Origin of the sequence: Nonomuraea sp. NPDC049129 (genome assembly GCF_040648495.1) — a bacterium.
Classification (GTDB): domain Bacteria; phylum Actinomycetota; class Actinomycetes; order Streptosporangiales; family Streptosporangiaceae; genus Nonomuraea.
The window spans coordinates 569,569-587,336 of sequence record NZ_JBEZDU010000006.1 but is presented as its reverse complement, the minus strand read 5'-3'; the positions used below and the strand labels follow the sequence as shown (position 1 = coordinate 587,336).

Annotated in this window: 19 protein-coding genes; 6 read left to right on the top strand and 13 right to left on the bottom strand. The window is 70.0% G+C overall.

The window, feature by feature from the left end; translation table 11 throughout:
* Window positions 1–121 precede the first annotated feature (121 nt).
* The 3 genes from AB0B64_RS22300 to AB0B64_RS22290 all read left to right on the top strand — a co-directional run bounded on the left by AB0B64_RS22300 (window position 122) and on the right by AB0B64_RS22290 (window position 4,085).
* Window positions 122–2,092: a DEAD/DEAH box helicase gene (locus tag AB0B64_RS22300; protein ID WP_358179372.1), complete on the top strand. Its 1,971-nt coding sequence runs from the start codon at window positions 122–124 to the stop codon at window positions 2,090–2,092.
* 171 nt (window positions 2,093–2,263) lie between these two features.
* Window positions 2,264–3,160, top strand: a complete 897-nt coding sequence (locus AB0B64_RS22295; protein WP_357944374.1) for an alpha/beta hydrolase — start codon at window positions 2,264–2,266, stop codon at window positions 3,158–3,160.
* A gap of 13 nt (window positions 3,161–3,173) precedes the next feature.
* Window positions 3,174–4,085: an oxygenase MpaB family protein gene (locus AB0B64_RS22290; RefSeq protein WP_357944371.1), complete on the top strand. Its 912-nt coding sequence runs from the start codon at window positions 3,174–3,176 to the stop codon at window positions 4,083–4,085.
* Here AB0B64_RS22290 and pqqE read toward each other — a convergent pair.
* The 9 genes from pqqE to AB0B64_RS22245 form a co-directional block, all read right to left on the bottom strand.
* Window positions 4,036–5,193, bottom strand: coding sequence for a pyrroloquinoline quinone biosynthesis protein PqqE (pqqE, locus tag AB0B64_RS22285; protein ID WP_358179370.1), 1,158 nt, complete (start codon window positions 5,191–5,193; stop codon window positions 4,036–4,038). The genes AB0B64_RS22290 and pqqE overlap by 50 nt on opposite strands.
* Window positions 5,190–5,477, bottom strand: a complete 288-nt coding sequence (gene pqqD, locus AB0B64_RS22280; protein ID WP_357944365.1) for a pyrroloquinoline quinone biosynthesis peptide chaperone PqqD — start codon at window positions 5,475–5,477, stop codon at window positions 5,190–5,192. The genes pqqE and pqqD overlap by 4 nt, the downstream gene beginning before the upstream one ends.
* Window positions 5,474–6,145, bottom strand: coding sequence for a pyrroloquinoline-quinone synthase PqqC (gene pqqC / locus AB0B64_RS22275; RefSeq protein WP_357944362.1), 672 nt, complete (start codon window positions 6,143–6,145; stop codon window positions 5,474–5,476). The genes pqqD and pqqC overlap by 4 nt, the downstream gene beginning before the upstream one ends.
* Entirely contained in the window at window positions 6,142–6,942 is an 801-nt protein-coding gene (locus AB0B64_RS22270) for an MBL fold metallo-hydrolase (RefSeq protein ID WP_358179368.1), read from the bottom strand. The genes pqqC and AB0B64_RS22270 overlap by 4 nt, the downstream gene beginning before the upstream one ends.
* A gap of 12 nt (window positions 6,943–6,954) precedes the next feature.
* Complete coding sequence (gene pqqA, locus AB0B64_RS22265; protein WP_357944357.1) at window positions 6,955–7,110, bottom strand: pyrroloquinoline quinone precursor peptide PqqA; 156 nt, start codon at window positions 7,108–7,110, stop codon at window positions 6,955–6,957.
* Window positions 7,111–7,218: 108 nt separating this feature from the next.
* On the bottom strand, window positions 7,219–8,376 hold the full coding sequence (locus tag AB0B64_RS22260) for an MFS transporter (RefSeq protein ID WP_358179367.1): 1,158 nt from the start codon (window positions 8,374–8,376) through the stop codon (window positions 7,219–7,221).
* 101 nt (window positions 8,377–8,477) lie between these two features.
* Window positions 8,478–9,500: a PD-(D/E)XK nuclease family protein gene (locus AB0B64_RS22255; RefSeq protein ID WP_358179365.1), complete on the bottom strand. Its 1,023-nt coding sequence runs from the start codon at window positions 9,498–9,500 to the stop codon at window positions 8,478–8,480.
* Window positions 9,481–10,191 carry an MBL fold metallo-hydrolase gene (locus AB0B64_RS22250; RefSeq protein ID WP_357944349.1) on the bottom strand — a complete coding sequence of 237 codons (711 nt, stop codon included), beginning with the start codon at window positions 10,189–10,191 and terminating at the stop codon, window positions 9,481–9,483. Before AB0B64_RS22250 ends, AB0B64_RS22255 begins: the two co-directional genes overlap by 20 nt.
* Window positions 10,192–10,268: 77 nt before the next feature.
* Window positions 10,269–10,892 (bottom strand): DUF6758 family protein, encoded by a 624-nt coding sequence (locus tag AB0B64_RS22245; RefSeq protein ID WP_357944346.1) that lies wholly within the window; start codon window positions 10,890–10,892, stop codon window positions 10,269–10,271.
* A gap of 74 nt (window positions 10,893–10,966) precedes the next feature.
* Between AB0B64_RS22245 and AB0B64_RS22240 the strand changes: the two genes are divergently transcribed.
* The gene (locus AB0B64_RS22240) at window positions 10,967–11,389 is read left to right on the top strand and encodes an NUDIX domain-containing protein (RefSeq protein ID WP_358179363.1); all 423 of its coding nucleotides are present in this window, start codon (window positions 10,967–10,969) and stop codon (window positions 11,387–11,389) included.
* 181 nt (window positions 11,390–11,570) lie between these two features.
* Here the strand turns inward: AB0B64_RS22240 and AB0B64_RS22235 are convergent, their stop codons facing one another.
* On the bottom strand, window positions 11,571–12,875 hold the full coding sequence (locus AB0B64_RS22235) for an MFS transporter (protein ID WP_358179361.1): 1,305 nt from the start codon (window positions 12,873–12,875) through the stop codon (window positions 11,571–11,573).
* Window positions 12,876–13,000: 125 nt separating this feature from the next.
* Between AB0B64_RS22235 and AB0B64_RS22230 the strand changes: the two genes are divergently transcribed.
* Complete coding sequence (locus AB0B64_RS22230; protein ID WP_358179359.1) at window positions 13,001–13,510, top strand: GNAT family N-acetyltransferase; 510 nt, start codon at window positions 13,001–13,003, stop codon at window positions 13,508–13,510.
* 78 nt (window positions 13,511–13,588) lie between these two features.
* Here AB0B64_RS22230 and AB0B64_RS22225 read toward each other — a convergent pair whose 3' ends face one another.
* Complete coding sequence (locus AB0B64_RS22225) at window positions 13,589–14,104, bottom strand: GNAT family N-acetyltransferase (protein ID WP_358179357.1); 516 nt, start codon at window positions 14,102–14,104, stop codon at window positions 13,589–13,591.
* A 327-nt stretch (window positions 14,105–14,431) separates the two neighbouring features.
* Between AB0B64_RS22225 and AB0B64_RS22220 the strand changes: the two genes are divergently transcribed.
* Window positions 14,432–15,274, top strand: coding sequence for an SMP-30/gluconolactonase/LRE family protein (locus AB0B64_RS22220; protein ID WP_357944332.1), 843 nt, complete (start codon window positions 14,432–14,434; stop codon window positions 15,272–15,274).
* Window positions 15,275–15,348: 74 nt separating this feature from the next.
* Here the strand turns inward: AB0B64_RS22220 and AB0B64_RS22215 are convergent, their stop codons facing one another.
* Both AB0B64_RS22215 and AB0B64_RS22210 read right to left on the bottom strand, forming a co-directional pair.
* The gene (locus tag AB0B64_RS22215; RefSeq protein WP_358179355.1) at window positions 15,349–16,092 is read right to left on the bottom strand and encodes a methyltransferase domain-containing protein; all 744 of its coding nucleotides are present in this window, start codon (window positions 16,090–16,092) and stop codon (window positions 15,349–15,351) included.
* Between the two features lie 883 nt (window positions 16,093–16,975).
* On the bottom strand, window positions 16,976–17,701 hold the full coding sequence (locus AB0B64_RS22210; protein WP_358179449.1) for a TetR/AcrR family transcriptional regulator: 726 nt from the start codon (window positions 17,699–17,701) through the stop codon (window positions 16,976–16,978).
* Window positions 17,702–17,768 lie beyond the last annotated feature (67 nt).

The window sequence follows — 17,768 nt, the reverse complement described above, 5'->3', positions numbered from 1 at the left end:
CCGCCTTCATTTGAGACTGAGGCAGGCCACGCTGACGACTTTCCGAGACCTCGGAGTCACACCAGAGATCGCTGATGCCCTCGAGACCGAGGGCATCACCACACCGTTCCCCATCCAAGAGATGGCACTCCCGCTCGCGCTGAGCGGCCAGGACCTGATCGGTCAGGCACGCACAGGCACGGGAAAGACCTACGCGTTCGGCATCGCGATGCTCCAGGGCATCGGCAAACCGCGTAAGAACCGTAAGAAGCCACGCGGGCTGGTCGTCGTGCCCACCCGCGAGCTGGCCGTACAGGTCAGCGAAGACCTGGTCACCGCGGCCGGCAAGCTCGGCTCGCGGGTCCTGACCGTCTACGGCGGCCGGGCGTACGAGCCGCAGGTCGAAGCGCTCAAGGCCGGCGTCGACGTCATCGTCGGCACCCCCGGCCGCCTGCTCGACCTGGTCAAGCAGAAGCACCTCGACCTCAGCCAGATCACCTCGCTGGTGCTCGACGAGGCCGACCGCATGCTCGACCTGGGCTTCCTGCCCGACATCGAGCGGATCTTCAAGCTGATCCCCGAAGAGCGGCAGACCATGCTGTTCTCGGCGACCATGCCCGGCGAGATCGTCGCGTTGTCCCGCAAATACCTCAACCGGCCCACGCACGTACGGGCCGAGCACGAGAACGGCGAGGGCGGCGAGGGCATCCCGCACCCGCAGGTACGCCAGATCGTCTGGCGCGTCCACCGCATGGACAAGATCGAGATCGTCGCCCGGCTGCTCCAGGCCGAGGGCCGCGGGCTCACCATGGTCTTCTGTGAGACCAAGCGGGCCTGCGACATGGTCGCGGAGCAGCTCGAGACCCGCGGCTTCGCGGTCGCGGCCGTCCACGGCGACCTCGGCCAGGGCCAGCGCGAGCAGGCCCTGCGCGCGTTCCGCAGTGGCAAGATCGACGTGCTGGTCGCCACCGACGTGGCGGCGCGCGGCATCGACATCGACGACGTCACCCACGTGGTCAACTACGACTGCCCCACCGAGGACAAGACGTACGTGCACCGCACCGGCCGCACCGGCCGGGCCGGGCGCACGGGCATCGCGGTCACGTTCGTGGAGTGGGAGGAGCTGACCCGCTGGAAGATGATCAACCAGATGCTCGGGCTCGACTTCGCCGAACCCGAGGAGACCTACTCCACTTCGCCGCACGTCTTCACCGAGCTCAACATCCCCGAGGGCACCAAGGGCGTCCTGCCGCACGCCAGCCGTTCGCGAGCGGGCCTGTCGGCGGAGCGCATCGAGGACCTCGGCGAGACCGGCAGGACCCGCACGCGCAACGGCGGCCGCCGCCGTGACGAGCGGGAGGGTCGCCGTGACGAGCGGGAGGAGCGTCCGGCGCGCACGCCGCGCCAGCGCCGCCGCACCCGCGGCGGCATGCCCATGGAAGAGGGCACCGCACCCGTCGAGACGCCGGAGGTCGAGCCTGTGCCCAGTCGCTCCAGCAAGGCGAGCGCCCGAAAGACGGAGGAGACACCCGCCATCATCTCAGCGGACGAGATCGAGGCGGCCGCCGAGCCGCGGCGCGGTCGCACTCGCAGGGGGGCCGCGACGGCCGCCATCGAGAACGCCCTCGCCGACGCCCCGGAGGCCCCGCTCACCGAGCGCGAGCCGGTCACCGAGCAGAAGCCGGCCCGCAGGGCGTCCCGTGCGTCGACCCGTGAGCAGGTCGCTGAGCAGGTCGCTGAGCCGATCGCTGAGCAGGCTCAGGCCGGCGAGCGCAGGCCGGCCCGTACGCGCAAGCCCGCCGCCGGGCGGATCGTCGAGCAGGCTCCCACTGTGGAGCGGATTGTGGAGGAGCAGGTCGTGGAGGAGCGGGTCATGGAGCGTGCACCGATCGCCGAGCCGAGCTTCCTGTCCACGCCGCAGCCCGCGGCGCGCCAGGAGCCGGAGCGCATCGTGCCGGCCAGCCCGTTCATGGTGATCTTCCAGTCACCCGACCTGGCCACGGACGACGACGACATCGCCCCGTCCGCGGCCACCGAGCGCAAGCAGCAGCGCCGCCAGCCGCGTGGCGGCGGCAACAACGGCGGCGGTGGCAACCGCCGTCGCGCCGGCTAGACCGCTCGGCCTCTGGCCGACGCAAGCACGTCGGCCAGACTCCTGGCAGACGCAGGCACCTGACAGACGCAGGCGCGCACCGCATCCCGCGGTGCGCGCCTGCGCCGTTTCGCACCAGCGTGGGGAGTATGCCGGTGTCGAGGCGCTGACCTCTGGGTATTGTTGCCTCACGTGAGTACGCCGCGCTTCCTCGACCTGCCTCCTGGCGTTGCACCACAAAAGATAGAAACGTCCCAGGGCACCTTCGCGGCCCTTGAGGCGCTTCCGGTCAGTGGTGTGGTGGAGCGCTGGCCCGCGCTCCTGGTTCCCGGTCTGACCGGCAGCAAGGAAGACTTCATCGCGATCCTGCAGACCCTGGCCCAGTCGGGCCGCCGGGTGGTGGCCGTCGACCTGCGCGGGCAGTATGAGACGCCCGGTCCCGACGACCCGGCCGCCTACTCGTTCGCCGCGCTCGGCGCCGACGTCGACCTGCTGGCCCAGACGCTCGGCGGCGCGGGCGGCGAGCCGATGCATCTGGTCGGGCACTCCTTCGGCGGCCTGGTCGCGCGCGAGGCGGTCATCGACGGCCGGACGAAGTTCGCCTCGTTCACGCTGATGAGCTCGGGGCCGTCCGGCATCGTGGGCGAGCGGGCGCGCAGCGGCAAGACGATCATGAAGGAGCTCCCCACCCTGGGGCTCGAACACCTCTGGTCCACCAGGTTCGAGCCCGAGGCGCTGGCCAACGGCGTGCCCGATGAGATCATCGCCTTTCTTCACAAGCGCCTGCTGGCCAACTCCCCCACCGCGCTGTCGCGCATGGCCGAGCAGGTGCTGGCCGCGCCCGACCGTACCGACGAGCTCAGGCAGATCGAGGTGCCCACCCTCGTCCTCTACGGCGAGCGCGACGACGGCTGGCCGGCCGAGCTGCAGTCGGAGATGGCGGCCCGGCTGGAGGCGGAGTGCGTGGTGCTGCCCGGCGCGGCCCACTCACCGGCCGTGGAGGCTCCGGAGACCACGGCCACGGCACTGGTCCGGTTCTGGAACGCCGCGGAGCATCAGCAATTGGACATTCGATCCAATGATCTGTAACCATGTACTTACTATGACGAGCATCGAAGATATCGTCGTCCAGCCGCCGCACAGCGTGACCTGGCTGGTGCACCTCGACCGCGCCATGTGGGTCGGCGGCGTGCGCGGTTTGATGCTCCAGGCGCTGCATCCCCTCGCGATGCGCGGCGTCTGGCAGAACTCCAATTTCCAGGAGGACCCGTTCGGCCGCCTGCGCCGTACCGCCGACTTCGTGGGCCGCGTGACGTTCGGCAGTCCGGCCGAGGCCGACGAGATCGGCCGGCGGGTGCGCGGCATCCACAAGAGCCTGCGCATCAGCGACCCCGACACCGGCCGGACGCACCGGGTGGACGACCCCGAACTGCTGCTCTGGGTGCACTGCGCGGAGGTCTCGTCGTACCTGGAGGTGGCCAGGCGCGGCGGGCTGGGGCTCACCGAGCGCCAGGCCGACGCCTACCTGCGGGAGCAGCGAAAGAGCGCCTCCTACGTCGGCCTGCACCCCGAGGACGTGCCGGGCTCGTGCGCGGAGATGGACGCCTATTTCAAGCGGGTACGTCCCGCGCTGCGCGTCACCGAGGAGGCCGCCGCGACCGTGCGGTTCCTGCTGTGGCCGAGGCTGCCGCAGGAGTTGCGGGCGCTCACGCCCGGCAAACCCGCCTATTTCCCGTTCGGCGCGCTGTGCTACTACTCGCTGCCGGAGTGGGCCAGGCGGATGTACGGGGTGCTGCCGGCGGTGCCGCGGGCCACGGTGACGGCCGGGCTGAGAGCGTTCCGGCTGGCCATGAACTCCTTGCCCGAGCCGCTGCACGACCACGCGTTCATGCCGGCGACCAGGGAGATGCTGCGGGCCGCCCGCGAGCGGCTCGCCGCCGCCGGCTACGACACCGGCAAGGGGCTCAGGGGGCTGACCGATCCGCGCCGCCGGCCGAAGGCGCTGGCCGCCTGACGGTCCCCGTGCCGCCATCTGCCAAAGGCGCCCTGAGGGTCTCCGTGTCGGCACCCACCGTAGGCGCCGGTCGCCTGAAGGTCCATGTGCCGCCGCTCGCCAGGTCGTCGAGGAGATGGTGGTCGGGTGACAGGCGGCAGGCCGGGTCGGTGCGGCTCGCGTCGCCGGTGAGGGCGTACGCCTGGCAGCGGCACCCGCCGAAGTCGAGCTCCTTGCGCGGGCAGCTCGCACAGGGCTCGCCCATCCAGTCGGTGCCCCGGTAGGCGTTGAAGGCGGGCGAATGCTCCCAGATCCAGCCGATCGAGTGGTCACGGGCGTTCGGCAGCTCCAGGGGCAGGGCGTAGGCCGCCGGGCAGGGCAGCACCCGGCCGTCGGGCGCGACGGTGATCGAGATCGCGCCCCAGCCGCCCATGCAGGGCTTCGGCACACCGTCGAAGTAATCGGGGATCACCCAGATCAGCTCAACATCGGTCTTTTCCCGATATTTCGTGACTGTGGCCTCGGCGCGGGCGAGTTGCTCCCTGGTGGGCAGCAGCGCGGTCCTGTTGAGCAGCCCCCACCCGTAGAACTGGGTGTTGGCCAGCTCGATGCGCTCCACGCCCCACGCCAGCCCGAGCTCGATGATCTCGCCGACGGCGTCGAGATTCTCCCGGTGCAGCACCACGTTGAGCCCGAACGGCAGCCCGCTCGCCGCCACGGCGTCGGCGGCCCGCTCCTTCCACGCGAACGAGGCGACTCCGGCGATCCGGTCCGACTCCACGCTCGTCGCCGACTGGACCGAGAGCTGCACGCTGCGCAGCCCCGCCGCGGCGAGTTCGCCGAGCCGCCGTTCCGTGAGCCCGACGCCGCTGGTGACGAGCTGGGTGTAGACGCCCTCCCCCGCGGCCGCCGCCACGATCGCCGCCAGATCCGGCCTGAGCAGCGGCTCCCCACCGGACAGGTGGGCGTGCACGACGCCGAGCGCCGCCGACTCGGCGAACACCCGCTGCCACTCGGCGGTGCTCAGCTCACTCGACCTGGCCGCCAGCTCCGTCGGGTTGGAGCAGTACGGGCAGCGCAGCGGGCACGCGTGCGTGAGCTCGGCCAGCATGGCCCACGGGGCGCTCATCGCACCCACCCCTCGGCGCGCACCCGGTCGAGGAACTCCACCACGTCGGCCTCCGCGCCCTCGGGAAGCTCGGCGACGATGTCGGCCACGGTCCGCTCGCCGTCGCAGAGGCCGACGATGGCCGCCGCCTCCTCGTTCAGCACGACGATCCGCTCGGGCACGATCAGCAGGTCGGCCTGCCGTACCGGATCGTGGCGCAGCATGGCCGCGCGGGACAGCACGGGGCGCCAGGTGGCCGGCGCTGTGGTCGGCTCGGCCGTCGGGCCGGTCGTCGGCTCGGTCATCGGTAGGCCCCGTCCACCGCGTCGAGCAGCGCCCACAGCACGTCGCACTTGTAGCCGAGCGCCGCAATGGCCCTCTCCTGGTCCGTACGGGACCGTGCCCACTCCAGGACCAGGGCCAGTGCTTCGCCGCTGTCCTGGCGGCCCTGAGAGACGCGTACGCGGAAGTAACGCAGCCCCTCGGGGTCGATCCACGGGTAGTGCCGCTCGAAGGCGGCGATCCGGGTACGCATCAGGTCCGGCGCGAACAGCTCCGTCAACGAGGCGGCCACGGCTTCGAGCGCGGAGCCGTTGCGGCACAGATTCACGTAGCCGTCGACGGCCAGCCGCACGCCCGGCAGCACGCCCTCGCCCGACAGCAGCAGGGCCCGGTCCAGTCCGGCCGCCTCGCCGAGCCGCAGCCACCGCTCGATGCCACCCTCGCCCGGCGCACTGCCGTCGTGGTCCTGGATCCGGCGCAGCCATGTCCTGCGCAGCTCGGGCGTGGCCAGCTTGGCGAGGATGAACGCGTCCTTGATCGGAATGTGCCGCTGGTAGTGGAAGCGGTTGAGTATCCAGCCCCGCAGCTCGTCACGGGTCAGCTCGCCCGCGTGCATGCGCTGGTTGAAGGGGTGCAGGTGGTGGTAGCGCTTCTCCGGTACGGCACGCAGCTCGGCCTCGAAGCCGTTCACAGGTCGATCACCATCCCGTCGGCGGCCACCTCGATCCCCAGCTCGGCGAGCACCTTGTGCTGCTCGGCCGCCGGGTCCACGAGGGGGTTGGTGTTGTTGAGGTGGGTGTACAGGCGGCGGCCCGGCAACCGGGACAGGCGCTCCATGGTCGCCTCTATCGGGAGGTGGCCCATCTGGGTGGCGGTCTTCGCCGAGATCCCGGTACGGCGGGGCTCCTCGTCGTCCCAGAACGTGCCGTCGATGATGACGCACTCGGCCTCGTCCAGCGCCTCGGGCCACACGCCCATGGCGGGCGCGTACACCACGGCTCCCCCCATGAGGCGCAGGGCGGAGACCCAGTCCGGAGCCTCCGGGGAGTCGGCGTACCGGGGTCGCTTCGCCGATATCGGGATGAGGTCGGCCTCGGCCCAGGAGATCCGCACGTACGGGCGGAGGATGTCGGCGAAGGAGCGCAGCGCCTGCCGTACCACCGGGGTGCAGCGGACCTCCAGCTCGTCCGCCTCCCTGAGCCTGAGCAGGCCGATCGTGTGGTCGAGCTCGGCGTCGGTGAGGATCACGCCCTTCAGCGGCGACTCGCGCGGCCCCGGCCCCGGCCGCAGCCACGCGCACGCCTCGATCTGCTCGGCGATGTCGGGCGTGGCGTTGACGACGTAACACCCGTCGTCCATTTGTACGGCCAGGCTGGCGTGGCATCTGCGGCGGCCCGGATGAGCGCGTGCCCCGGAGCAGCCAGGGCACGCGCAGTTCCACTGGGGCACGCCGCCACCGGCCGCGGTGCCGAGCACCTGCAGTCGCATGGCGGTGCCCGGTTACCTGGTGGCCAGGAAGTAGGCGGTCATCTCCATCGACGCCTCGACGACCTGGTAGTCGGGCTTGTGCCAGGTCATCTCCTCGCCGCGGGCCCTGACCTTCTTCTCATGGATCCTGCGTGGCTGCCTCTTGCCCTGTTCCTTCGGCTGGGACATGCGCACCTGCCTTCCATAGGGGTTACACCAGATATGACCGCTTTGGAAGCTTTGCGTCAATGGCTGAGATCGGAGCTATGCCCTGGGATTTCTCCCTATTGCTGGTTTTTAGCTCTTTTGACGAGATTCTTCATCCGATGTCTCGACGGGGATGACAAATCCGGCGAGCAGGATGAGCGTCGAGGCCGTCACCATGACCCAGCCGCTTGGGGCCATGGTCTCGGGGGCGTACAGCACGCCCGTGATCGAGGCGGCGGTCGCGGCTCCGATGTACCGCGACGCCTGGAAGAGGCCTACGGCCAAGCCGGTCTCGTTCCGGTCGGCGTGTACGAACACCAGCGAGTTCAGGCCGAACTGGCTGAACGCGGACGCCAGGCCGATCAGCGACGTGGTCACCAGCACCACCCCGACGGGCCCGACGAAGAACATGACGCACGACCCCGCCAGCAGCAGCCCCGCGCTCACCAGCAGCACCGCCCGCATCCCCACACGCGCGGCCAGCGCCACCGCCACCGGCGTCATGAGAACCGCCGACACGGCCATGGGCAGGACCAGCAGTCCCGCGAGGTGCGGCGGCAGCCCGGCCGAGCGCTGCGCCCAGAGCGGCACCATGATGAACGCCAGATAGAACACCACGTTGACCATCGCGAACACCCCGTAGGTGGCCAGCAGCGCCGGCTTCGGCCTCGGCAGCCATGCCTGCCGCCGCCGCACGGGGGCCACCTTGGGCAGCCAGCGCAGCGCCGGTACGAGCGCCACCGCCGCGAGCGGGACGTTGACCAGGAAGATCGCCCGCCACCCCCACAGGCTGACCAGGAACCCCGCCAGCACCGGCCCGGCGGCGGCGCTGGCCGTCAGCACCATCGAGATCAGCGCGATGACGCGGGGCGCCGGCCGCCCCTTCTCCGCCGTCGCCGTGATGATCGCCATCCCGGCCGGGAGCGTCGCGCAACTCCCGAACGCCTGCAGCAGCCGGGCCACCACCAGGACGGGGTAGGAGGGGGCCAAAGCGGCCAGAGCGCCGGTCAGGCCCACCATGACCAGCCCGCCGCAGAACACCCGCCGGGGACCGAACCGATCGGCCATCGCGCCCATCAGGGGCGGCACGGCGACGGCGGTCAGGTAGAAGCCCGCGGCCAGCCAGGTGACGGCGACGACGCCGACGCGGAACTCCGTCTCGATGCGGGCCAGGGCTATGGCGATCATGGAGGAGTTCAGTGGGTTGAACAGGGCGCCGAGCGCCACCGCCACCGGCAAACGCCCCACCCGACCCACTATCCGACCATAACCGGATGTCTCACCATGGTCACCTGGCCACCCGGCCGGAGGCGTCGTACGACCACCGACCGGGTGTCAGGTTGTAGGCGTTATTCGGCCAGGCCGTCCCAGGGGCGGTGCTCGGGTGCGGCGGCCAACCCTTCGGGGCAGTGGCGCCGGAAGTCGCACCAGCCGCAGATCGGGCCGGGGCTGGGGGCGAACATCGTGTCCAGCTCGGGCGACACCGCCGGAGGCCCGACGTGCGGCCGCTCCTTGGGACCACTCGCCTCCCGGGCGGCGGGCACGCCTGCGACCGCCTCGGCGCCGTCCCGAACGCCCTGACCAGTCGCGCCAGGGCCGCCGCTCGTCGTACCGGATGCTCGACCGCGGGGGCGGATCGGGCCCGGTGCGCCCATCACCTCGCGGTAGCGTTCGTCGGCGGTGGCGGCCTCGACCGCGACCTCCTCCGCCCGCCCCAGATGACGGCCGAGGGACTCGTCCGTGTGGCGCCATTCGACGATCTCGCCGGTCGGCAGGTGGTGCAGCTCGACCGAGTGGCACGGCGTGCGCATCATCCTGGAGGCCGCGATCGCGTAGATGGCCAGCGCGAGCGAGGACCGCGCGTCGTCCTGGGTGAGAGGCCGCCGTCCGGTCTTGTAGTCGACCACGACCAGCTCGTCGCCCCGCCGGTCGAGCCGGTCGATGCGGCCGGACACGGCGATGACCTTGGTGCGCGTGGCCACCGTACGCTCGACGCCGACCGGATCATCCGACGGATCCAGTGTGCCGACATATCCGGACACGAGGTCGCGGGCGCGCCCGAGCCACTGCGCCGACTGTTCGGCGTCCCTGAACCCCTCGGTGATCCACCCGTTGCTCAGCAGGATGGCCGCCGTCAGCGGCGTCCGCCGCTCATAGGGCTCGCGCCACCAGGCCGCCAGCGCGTTGTGCACGCTGGCTCCGACGCTGTTGTGCGCCCACCCCGGCCCCTTGGACGGCTGCGGCCGGTCGAGGTAGGTGAACCGGTAGCGGCGGCGGCAGTCGAGCCAGGCGTTCAGCCGCGACGGCGTACACGAATAGAGCCGTCGCGGCATCCCTTCCAGCGGCAGCTGGTCATACACCCCGGTTGTCATCCGGATCGAGCCTGATCCCGGCGGCCTTCGTGCCGTCGGTCAGCGGGCCCTCGTCCGCGTCGTCCGGCTCGCTGATGCGCCACTCGCCGAAGTGCGGCTCCAGGTCGCCGATCGTCACCTCGTCGCCGTGTGCGGCCAGCACCCGCGTCTCGGGGGGCAGCGTGAACAGCCGCGCCCCGATCGCGTTGAGCTGGAAGTTGAGGTCGGGGTATTCGCCGCCGATCTTGCCGGGCCCGTCGGCCTGCAGCGTCTCGCCGCTGAACACCACCCCGAGCGCCTCGCAGTAGAGCGAGACCCCGCCGGGCGTGACGCCGGGCGTATCCATGACGTCGAGCCGGACGTCGGCCACCTCGAAGATGCCGTCGTCCTCCATGTCGATGTCGGGCCAGGTCTGCGACCAGGTCTCCCGCCAGAGCGGCTTGTCCTTGGGGTGGAGGGCGATCACCGCCTCGTCCCTGCTGGCCACCTCGATGGCCGCGCCGACGTGGTCAGGCAGACCGTGGGTGCAGATCACGGCGAGCACCTCTCGCTCGCCGACCTTCTCCAGGATCTTGTCGGCGTCACGCGCCGGGTCGATCACGATCACCTCGTCGTCGTCGCCGACGATCCAGATGTTGTTCTCGACCTTGTGCTCGGTGCCGTCGATGTCGACGACACCCTCGCTCACCACTCGCTCGATACGCGCTGTCACGCCTCCGCACTCTAGTCCGTCTGAGTGACAGAGCGAATCTCGTTGACCGTGCCGCGGTCGAGAGGCGTCCGTACGGACTACTCCAGCCTCGGCGAGAAAGCGCCGAAAGGCAGGTCGAGCTCAAGGTCACGCAGGTCGTGAAGGCTCAGCTCGGCCAGCGCGATGAGGCACCCGGCCTCGGCGGGCCAGGCGATCGTCCACAGCCAGTTTCCCATCGCCTCGCCGGCGTAGACGGCCCGATCGGCGGCCGCGCCCACGCACCACAGCGCGGTCGGATGCCCGAGCACGACGATCTTCGCGTTCGGCGGCCCGGAGTCGAACCCCTCGCCGGGATCGGGCCCGTCCAGTCCCGCGAACGCGGCCCCCAGCCCGACGCCGGGCTCCTCCGCGATGACCAGCAGGTCGGCGGGCCCCCGCGTCAGCGAAGGGCCGCACAGCGCGACCACGCTGGCCCGGCCCCCCGTACGCTCGTCGCCCGCCTCCGCGAACCCGGTGACGAGCCAGCCGGGCGGCAGGGGCCATGGCAGCCAGACGGGCACCATCGAGCTCTTCCGCATCGTCTCGACCGCCCTGGCGGACGGGGGCCAAGGTGGCTGGTAGGGCAGGACATCACCGTGCGCGTCACACCGCCAGGCGCTCGACCACGCACTTGGCCCGTGAAGTGAACCAAAACACCGTGGGCAGGTTGGTACCGCTCTCACAGCTATTTACGCTGCGTCCTAGGGCACCGCCCCGTCAAGGCCGCATGCTGTTGTCCAGCCGTAATCTTGACCATGTGCGCGTAAATTGCGTGGGCGCCATCATCGGCGACGCCTCGGGCCGGCTCCTGCTGATCAAGCGCGGTCACCCGCCGGGCGCGGGCCTGTGGTCGATCCCGGGCGGCCGGGTGGAGGCCGCCGAGACGGACGCCGCCGCCCTGCGCCGCGAGGTCCTGGAGGAGACCGGCCTGGTCGTCACGATCGGTCCTCTGGTGGGCACCGTGGACCGTCCGGGGCCGGGCGGCGTGACGTACGAGATCCGCGACTACCGCGCCACGGTCACGGACGGCACGCTCACGGCGGGCGACGACGCCGCCGACGCCCGCTGGTGCTCACGGGAGGACCTGGTACGACTGCCGCTCACGGACGGCCTGCTGGAGGCACTGACGTCCTGGGACGCGCTACCGGGACAGGCGTCCAGAGCCGATCCATCGCCATGACGTAGAGCCGGTCGTCGACAGATCACCTCCTTCAGATGTCTTTCTACGAGGGCGTCCAGATCCATCGATCTACCCTCCCGACCTGGTATAACTCTGGATTGTCCCTTGTTTTATATCAGGATCGTCCCCGGTTTTATGCGCGATCTGTCCCCACTTTTATGCGCGATCTGTCCCTGCCTCGTCAGCCGCGCAGTTCCTCTCGGTGGTCGCTCCCGCGCAGACCGGCCAGTGCCACGGCGCTGACGACGCAGGCCGCCACCACGTAGTAGGCCGGGATGTCGACGTCCTTGGTCGTCTTGATCAGCTCGGTGATGATCAGCCCCGCCGACCCGGAGAAGACCGCGTTCGACAGCGAGTACGCCAGCCCCAACCCCGTGTAGCGGACCGTGGTCGGGAACATCTCCGCCAGCATCGCGGGCCCCGGCCCCGCCATCAGGCCGACCGCCACCCCGGCCACCAGGACGGCCAGCCCCTTGGCCCAGCTCGGAGCGCCGGGGTCCTGGAGCAGGTTCAGCAGGGGGAAGGCGAGCACGATGACCGAGATCGCCCCCGCCAGCATGACCGGCCGCCTGCCGACCCGGTCGCTCAACACGCCCGCCGGGATGATCGCCAGAGCGAAGCCCAGGTTGGCCAGCACCGTGGCGACCAGCGCCTGCTGGAAGGTGGCGTTCAGCGTGGTCTGGAGGTAGGAGGGCATGACGACCAGGAACGTGTACCCGGCGGCCGACCAGCCCATGAGCCGCCCGATACCCAGCACGATCGCCTTGGTCACCTCACCGGCGCTCGGCTTCGTGAGCGGTCCCGCCGTACGCGCCCGCTCGAACGACGGCGTCTCCTCAAGCCGCAGCCGCAGCCAGAGCGCCACGAGACCGAGCGGGAGGGCCAGCAGGAACGGCACCCGCCATCCCCAGGCCGCCAGGTCCTGCTCGGGCAGCGCGGTCGCGAGCACGGCCGCCGCGCCGGCTCCCCCGAGCAGCCCCAGCGCCACGGTGAACGACTGCCACGACCCGTACAGCCCACGCCTGCCACGCGGCGCGAATTCCGTCATGACCGAAACCGCACCCCCGAACTCCCCTCCGGCCGACAGCCCCTGCACGATCCGGACGAGCGTCAGCAGCCACGGGGCCGCCGCGCCGATCGTGGCGTAAGTCGGGAGTACGCCGATCAGCGTCGTGGCGCCAGACATGAGCAGGACGACCAGGATGAGCAGGGGCTTACGGCCGACCCGGTCTCCGAGCCGTCCGAAGAGCGCGGCGCCGAGCGGGCGGAAGAAGAACGCCAGGGCGAAGGAGGCGTACGTCTTGACCAGCGCTTCGATGTCGCTCGCGCCGTCGGGGGTGAAGAAGTTGGCGGCGATGATGGTGGCGAAATAGCCGTAGACGCCGAACTCGTACCACTCGATGAAGTTGCCGACCGAGCCGGCGATGAGGGCCCGGCGGGAGCGGGCGGGGTCGGTGTGCTGGGGGTCGGGGGCCGTCGCCGTCATGTGGTGCCCTTTCGGCTGTCCGGTATGACGACAAGCTTCATAGATGCCTATAGGCGTGTCAATTACCTTCAGGGGGCCGCCTAAAGCAGTTGCGATCAGGATGTTCGGGGCGCCAGGCTGCCCGGATGATCGAATTGCAAGAGCTGTCGGCCGATGACTGGGCCCTCTGGCGAGAGCTTCGGCTCGTCGCGCTGGAGGAGGCGCCGTACGCGTTCGGAGTCCCGCTCTCGGAATGGCAGGGCGACGGCGACCGGGAGGAGCGGTGGCGGGACCGTCTGAGCATCCCCGGCTCGCGGAACCTGATCGCCCTGCTCGACGGCAAGCCCGCGGGGATGGCCAGCGGCATCCCGGGCGAACGGGACGGCGCAACCGAACTGATCTCGATGTGGGTCGTTCCGGAGGCGCGGGGGCGCGGGGTCGGCGATCACCTGATACGCGCCGTGACGGCGTGGGCCGTGGAGGTGGGGGCCGAGGTCCTGGAGCTGGCGGTCGCGCCGTTCAATGACAAGGCGATCGCACTGTATCGGCGGCACGGGTTCGAGGACACTTCGCAGCTCGGAGACGAGTTGCCGAACGGGCTGCGGGAGCTGGTGATGGCGAAGAAGCTGGCCATCAGAGGTGACGCTGACGACTGAACAACTCCAGCCCCTCTCCGCGCCGAGTGCCGAAAGCGCGTCCGCTTCGACACTCGGCGCGGAGACTGTTACCGCTTGTTACCGCTGCGGTAGGTCTGCCGTCGTGGCGCGGTACCTGGCCATGTCCTGCTCAATGCTCCACCGCTCGAAGCCGGCCTTCTCCAGCACTCGGATCGAGGGCGGGTTCGACAGCTCCACATTGGCGTACACGGTGTGCACACCTGGTGCGGTGAGGGCGTGCGCCGTCATGGCCCGGGTGGCCTCGGGGGCGTAGCCACGGCCGCGCCGGGAGGCCACGATGCCGTACCCGAGCTCAAGGGCGCCGTCGCCGGGCGGCCAGAACAGGCCGATCGAGCCGACCACCAGGCCGCTTTCGCGCTCTATGACCTGCCGGTGGCCGTATTCGCCCAGCCACGCGGGATGCTCGGCGAAGAGGCCGACGATGACGCCGTCGCCCTCGGCGGGGAAGTCCGCCGCCCAGTGCGTCTGCCGGGTGCCGCCCAGGACGGCGGCGGCCTCGCCGTCGGTCCATGCCCGCAGGATGAGGCGGGCAGTGGTCAGATCGGGGTGGGTCGGTGAAGGGGAAGATGACACGTGTGACTCCTGGTCGTTTTCGTACGACCCGGACCGCGCTAGCTTCGCGCGGGCCGGACAAGGGCATGCTGATGAGGGCTGTTCGCAGCCATATTCATCAACCTCCCTCGTCACACGGCGATCACGCGCCCCTCGCGCTGGCGCGATGCTATCGACGGGTCGATGGGCCGGGCAAATCGTTGTTTCGCCAGAATTCGTCCGCTCACGATGTCGAACCGGGTCGCTCGGCCTCGACGTCCCTGACACATGGAGGTCGTGAACGCTCTCCATGTGTACTCCTCGTCCTCATAGGCGTCACGCTCGAAGACGTCGCGAAGGGAGACATCGATGTCTGAACTGCGTACCTGGCTCACCGGCCTCGGACTGCTCGAGGCGCCGCGCTGGCACGAGGGCCGCCTGTACTTCTCCGACTGGACCGCGCACGAGGTGATCGCGCTGGACCTCGACGGCAAGCACGAGGTCGTGGCCCGGGTGGAGTCGATACCCCTCTGCACGGCCTGGCAGCCTGACGGACGGCTGGTGATCGTCGACTCGGCGCGGGCCCTGCTGCTGCGCATGGAACCCGACGGTTCGCTGGTGACCCACGCCGACCTGACCGGCGTCGGGCAGGGCTGGAACGACATCGTCATCGACGGCCGCGGCAACATCTACGTCGACCGCGCGGGCTTCGACATGCTCAGCGGCGGGGAGTTCGCTCCCGGAGCCGTCACACATGTCGGCCCCGACGGCTTGGCACGTGACGTGGCCGACGGCATCTCGTTCCCCAATGGGCTGGCCGTGACGCCGGACAACGCAACGCTGATCGTCGCCGACTCGTACGGCAAAAGGCTCATGGGGTACGACATCGGACCCGACGGCAGCCTGGCGAACGGCCGGGTGTGGGCCGACCTCGGTGACAGCGTCCCCGACGGGATCTGCGTCGACGCCGAGCACGCCGTCTGGTACGCCGACGTGCCCAACCGGCAGTGCGTACGCGTCCGCGAAGGCGGAGAGAAGGTGCAGACCGTCCAACTCGACCGCGGCGCCTTCGCCTGCGAACTCGGCGGCGCGAACCGCTCGACGCTCTTCATCGTGGCCGCGGAGTGGCGCGGCATGCCCGAGATGGTGCCACCCGGAACCGGCCAAGTCCTCTCCACCGAGGTCGAGGTCCCCGGCGCCGGCTGGCCCTGAAGCGGTGTCGGACTCTCGTTCCGGGTGTCAGCGTGACTTCTTAGACGGCTTCACTCTATGGCGCACGCCCTCAGTCACCTATCGGCCGCGTTATCCGCCGGCCGCCGGAACAGGGCGGCCAGCAGGAAGGGAACGCCGAAGGCGAGCGCGTCGGGCGCCCGCTCCTCCATGAGCCGCAACTCGATCTCGGTGTAGTCCGAGAAGATCCAGCGCAGCGCCTCAGGCGTATAGGCCAGACCTCCGTGCAGGCGACCCTGGCGATAGAACTCCTCGTCCGGCAGCTCGGAGCCCATGACACCGGCGGCGAAACAGGTGAGGCCAAGATGACCGCCGGGGGCGAGCAGACGCTCCAGCAGGCTCAGATAACTCACCCGGCGATGCGGCGGCAGATGGTGGAGGCAGCCGGAGTCATAGACCAGGTCGTAGTGCCCGGGCGGCAGGTCGACGGCGAAGATGTCGCCACAGTGGAAGCGGACCTCGACGCCCGCCTCACGGGCCCGCTCTTTCCCCCAGGTCACGGCGGTCGGAGAAAGATCGACGGCGTCCACCTCGAACCCGAGCGAGGCGAGGTGAACGGCGTTGCGCCCTGGCCCACAGCCGAGGTCCAGGGCTCGTCCTGGGGTGAGCAGGCCGCGATCGAGGTAGGACACCAGGCTCTCGTCCGGCTTGTCGACGAAGAAGGGGATGGGTGTGGAGCGGTCGGAGTAGAAGTCGTCCCACCAGGAGGAGGCGTTCGGCGTCCATCGGTCGGCATCCGCGGCGAATAGGCGGTCCAACATGGACAGGACGTCTTCTACCGTACGGATATCCCGGTTCACTCACAGCCTCCTCAGACCCCGGCCGCCCACGCAATCGGGTCCCTGAATTTTAGCCGTTATTGGCCACATTTGCCCACGTCAGCGGCCATTTCCGAGATCATCCAGCGGCGCCTCAAGGGGCGGCAGAGCGACATGAAGAGCCCGCCGCACCTCTCCTTGGAGAGGGCTGTCTTTGCCCGGCAACGCCCGCGTCAGAGGCGCCCATAGGGCTTCTGAGCGTCACTCCAAGCCCCGTTCTACGGCAGCAGTCGAATTTCTTCGCAGAGACCGCCGGCGAGGTGCCCTTGTCGTCACACGCCGTACCCCCGGTAGATGTCCGGGCTTCGGCCGTGCCCAAACGCCCAGTGGGCACGACACCTCCGGCCGGTTCGTCTCGCCCTGCTTGATGAGGGCGACACCGTGGTGCCGCTCGCCCTGCTTGACGAGGGCGAGACCGCGTTGCCGGGGCCAGCCGGGCCGTACAGCGTCGTCCCGGTACGGGCGGCCGGCTCGCCTCGCAGCGCGCTCCGTAACTCGCCCGCCGGCCAACCCGTCCACTGTCGGCCAGCCGTGTCCCCGCCTCGTCCGCGCCGTGTCATGGTCGTGTCACCACCGGAACCGACGGGGGCAGCCGTCGGCAAACCGAGACATGCGGCAGACATCGCGCGCACACTCGGCGCCAATGGTGGCTCGTGATGAGCTGAGGAGATGTACCCGGCATGGGACGAGGTCGTCGACGCCCTGGGCGGCGATGAGGGCAGAGTCGTCAACGGGTCCGTGTGGGCACTCGACCTTGAGATCTCATCCGCATCGCCCGGTCGAGCGGAGCACACCGCGCCAGGCGCAGCTGTCGCGCAGGCAGGCCCCGACGACGCGACCTCGGGTCCTTTCGCGGGGTGGTTCCTTACGAGGAGACGGGTTGACCCAGTGGTGAGGTGGCGGCGGCCTCGATGCCGTCGAGCAGCCAGGCGAGACCCAGCGTGAAGGCCGAGTCCCAGTCGTCGCCCGCCACCATCGGGCCGTGCTCCGCGAGACTCGGGTACCTGTCCCTGCTGGTGCGCAAGTGTTCGCGAGCGGCCTGCCGGATGTCCGGGTCGGCGTTCGTCTGCCAGGTCGCCTGCATCAGGGCGGAGCCGACGATGTAGTTGGACAGTCCGTACGCCGCAGCGGTGAGAGAGGGCCCGCCGAACCCCGCCTTGATCAGCGTGGAGTACAAGAACTCGCTGCGTGCCAGCACGTTGGGGCCTAGCATCGGCCGACCCAGCAGCACGGCCGACCAGGGATGCTTCAGCAGGACGGAACGCCACCGGCCGGCCAGTGTGGTGACGGCTGCCCTCCAGTCCGCGTCCTCCTCGGGGATCTCGATCTCCCCAAAGATCATGTCGAGGGTCAGATCCAGGACGTCTTCCTTGGTCTTGACGTGCCAGTAGAGGGTGGTGGAGCCGGTGCCGAGGCGCTGGGCGAGCCTGCGCATGGTCAGCCGGTCGACGCCCTCCCCGTCCAGCAGGGCCAAGGCCTCGGCGGCGATGCGCTCCCGGGTGAGCGGTGGCCCTTCGCGGCCCGCCCGCGTGGCCGGCCGCAGCCACACGCCTCCGGCCGCTCCCTTGGTCGTTGGTCCCGCCTTGCTCATGTCCACGGACGCAAGTCTAATATTACTGGATCGTTGATCCTGTACTCGACCAATGATCGAGTACCCC

Bases quoted from the DNA above. Each gene is read 5' to 3' on its own strand.
- AB0B64_RS22300 (WP_358179372.1), top strand. From the start codon at position 122: ATGGCACTCCCGCTCGCGCTGAGCGGCCAGGACCTGATCGGTCAGGCA.
- AB0B64_RS22290 (WP_357944371.1), top strand. From the start codon at position 3,174: ATGACGAGCATCGAAGATATCGTCGTCCAGCCGCCGCACAGCGTGACC.
- pqqE (WP_358179370.1), bottom strand. From the start codon at position 5,193: ATGAGCGCCCCGTGGGCCATGCTGGCCGAGCTCACGCACGCGTGCCCG.
- pqqD (WP_357944365.1), bottom strand. From the start codon at position 5,477: ATGACCGAGCCGACGACCGGCCCGACGGCCGAGCCGACCACAGCGCCG.
- AB0B64_RS22270 (WP_358179368.1), bottom strand. From the start codon at position 6,942: ATGCGACTGCAGGTGCTCGGCACCGCGGCCGGTGGCGGCGTGCCCCAG.
- pqqA (WP_357944357.1), bottom strand. From the start codon at position 7,110: ATGTCCCAGCCGAAGGAACAGGGCAAGAGGCAGCCACGCAGGATCCAT.
- AB0B64_RS22255 (WP_358179365.1), bottom strand. From the start codon at position 9,500: ATGACAACCGGGGTGTATGACCAGCTGCCGCTGGAAGGGATGCCGCGA.
- AB0B64_RS22235 (WP_358179361.1), bottom strand. From the start codon at position 12,875: ATGACGGCGACGGCCCCCGACCCCCAGCACACCGACCCCGCCCGCTCC.
- AB0B64_RS22230 (WP_358179359.1), top strand. From the start codon at position 13,001: ATGATCGAATTGCAAGAGCTGTCGGCCGATGACTGGGCCCTCTGGCGA.
- AB0B64_RS22220 (WP_357944332.1), top strand. From the start codon at position 14,432: ATGTCTGAACTGCGTACCTGGCTCACCGGCCTCGGACTGCTCGAGGCG.
- AB0B64_RS22210 (WP_358179449.1), bottom strand. From the start codon at position 17,701: ATGAGCAAGGCGGGACCAACGACCAAGGGAGCGGCCGGAGGCGTGTGG.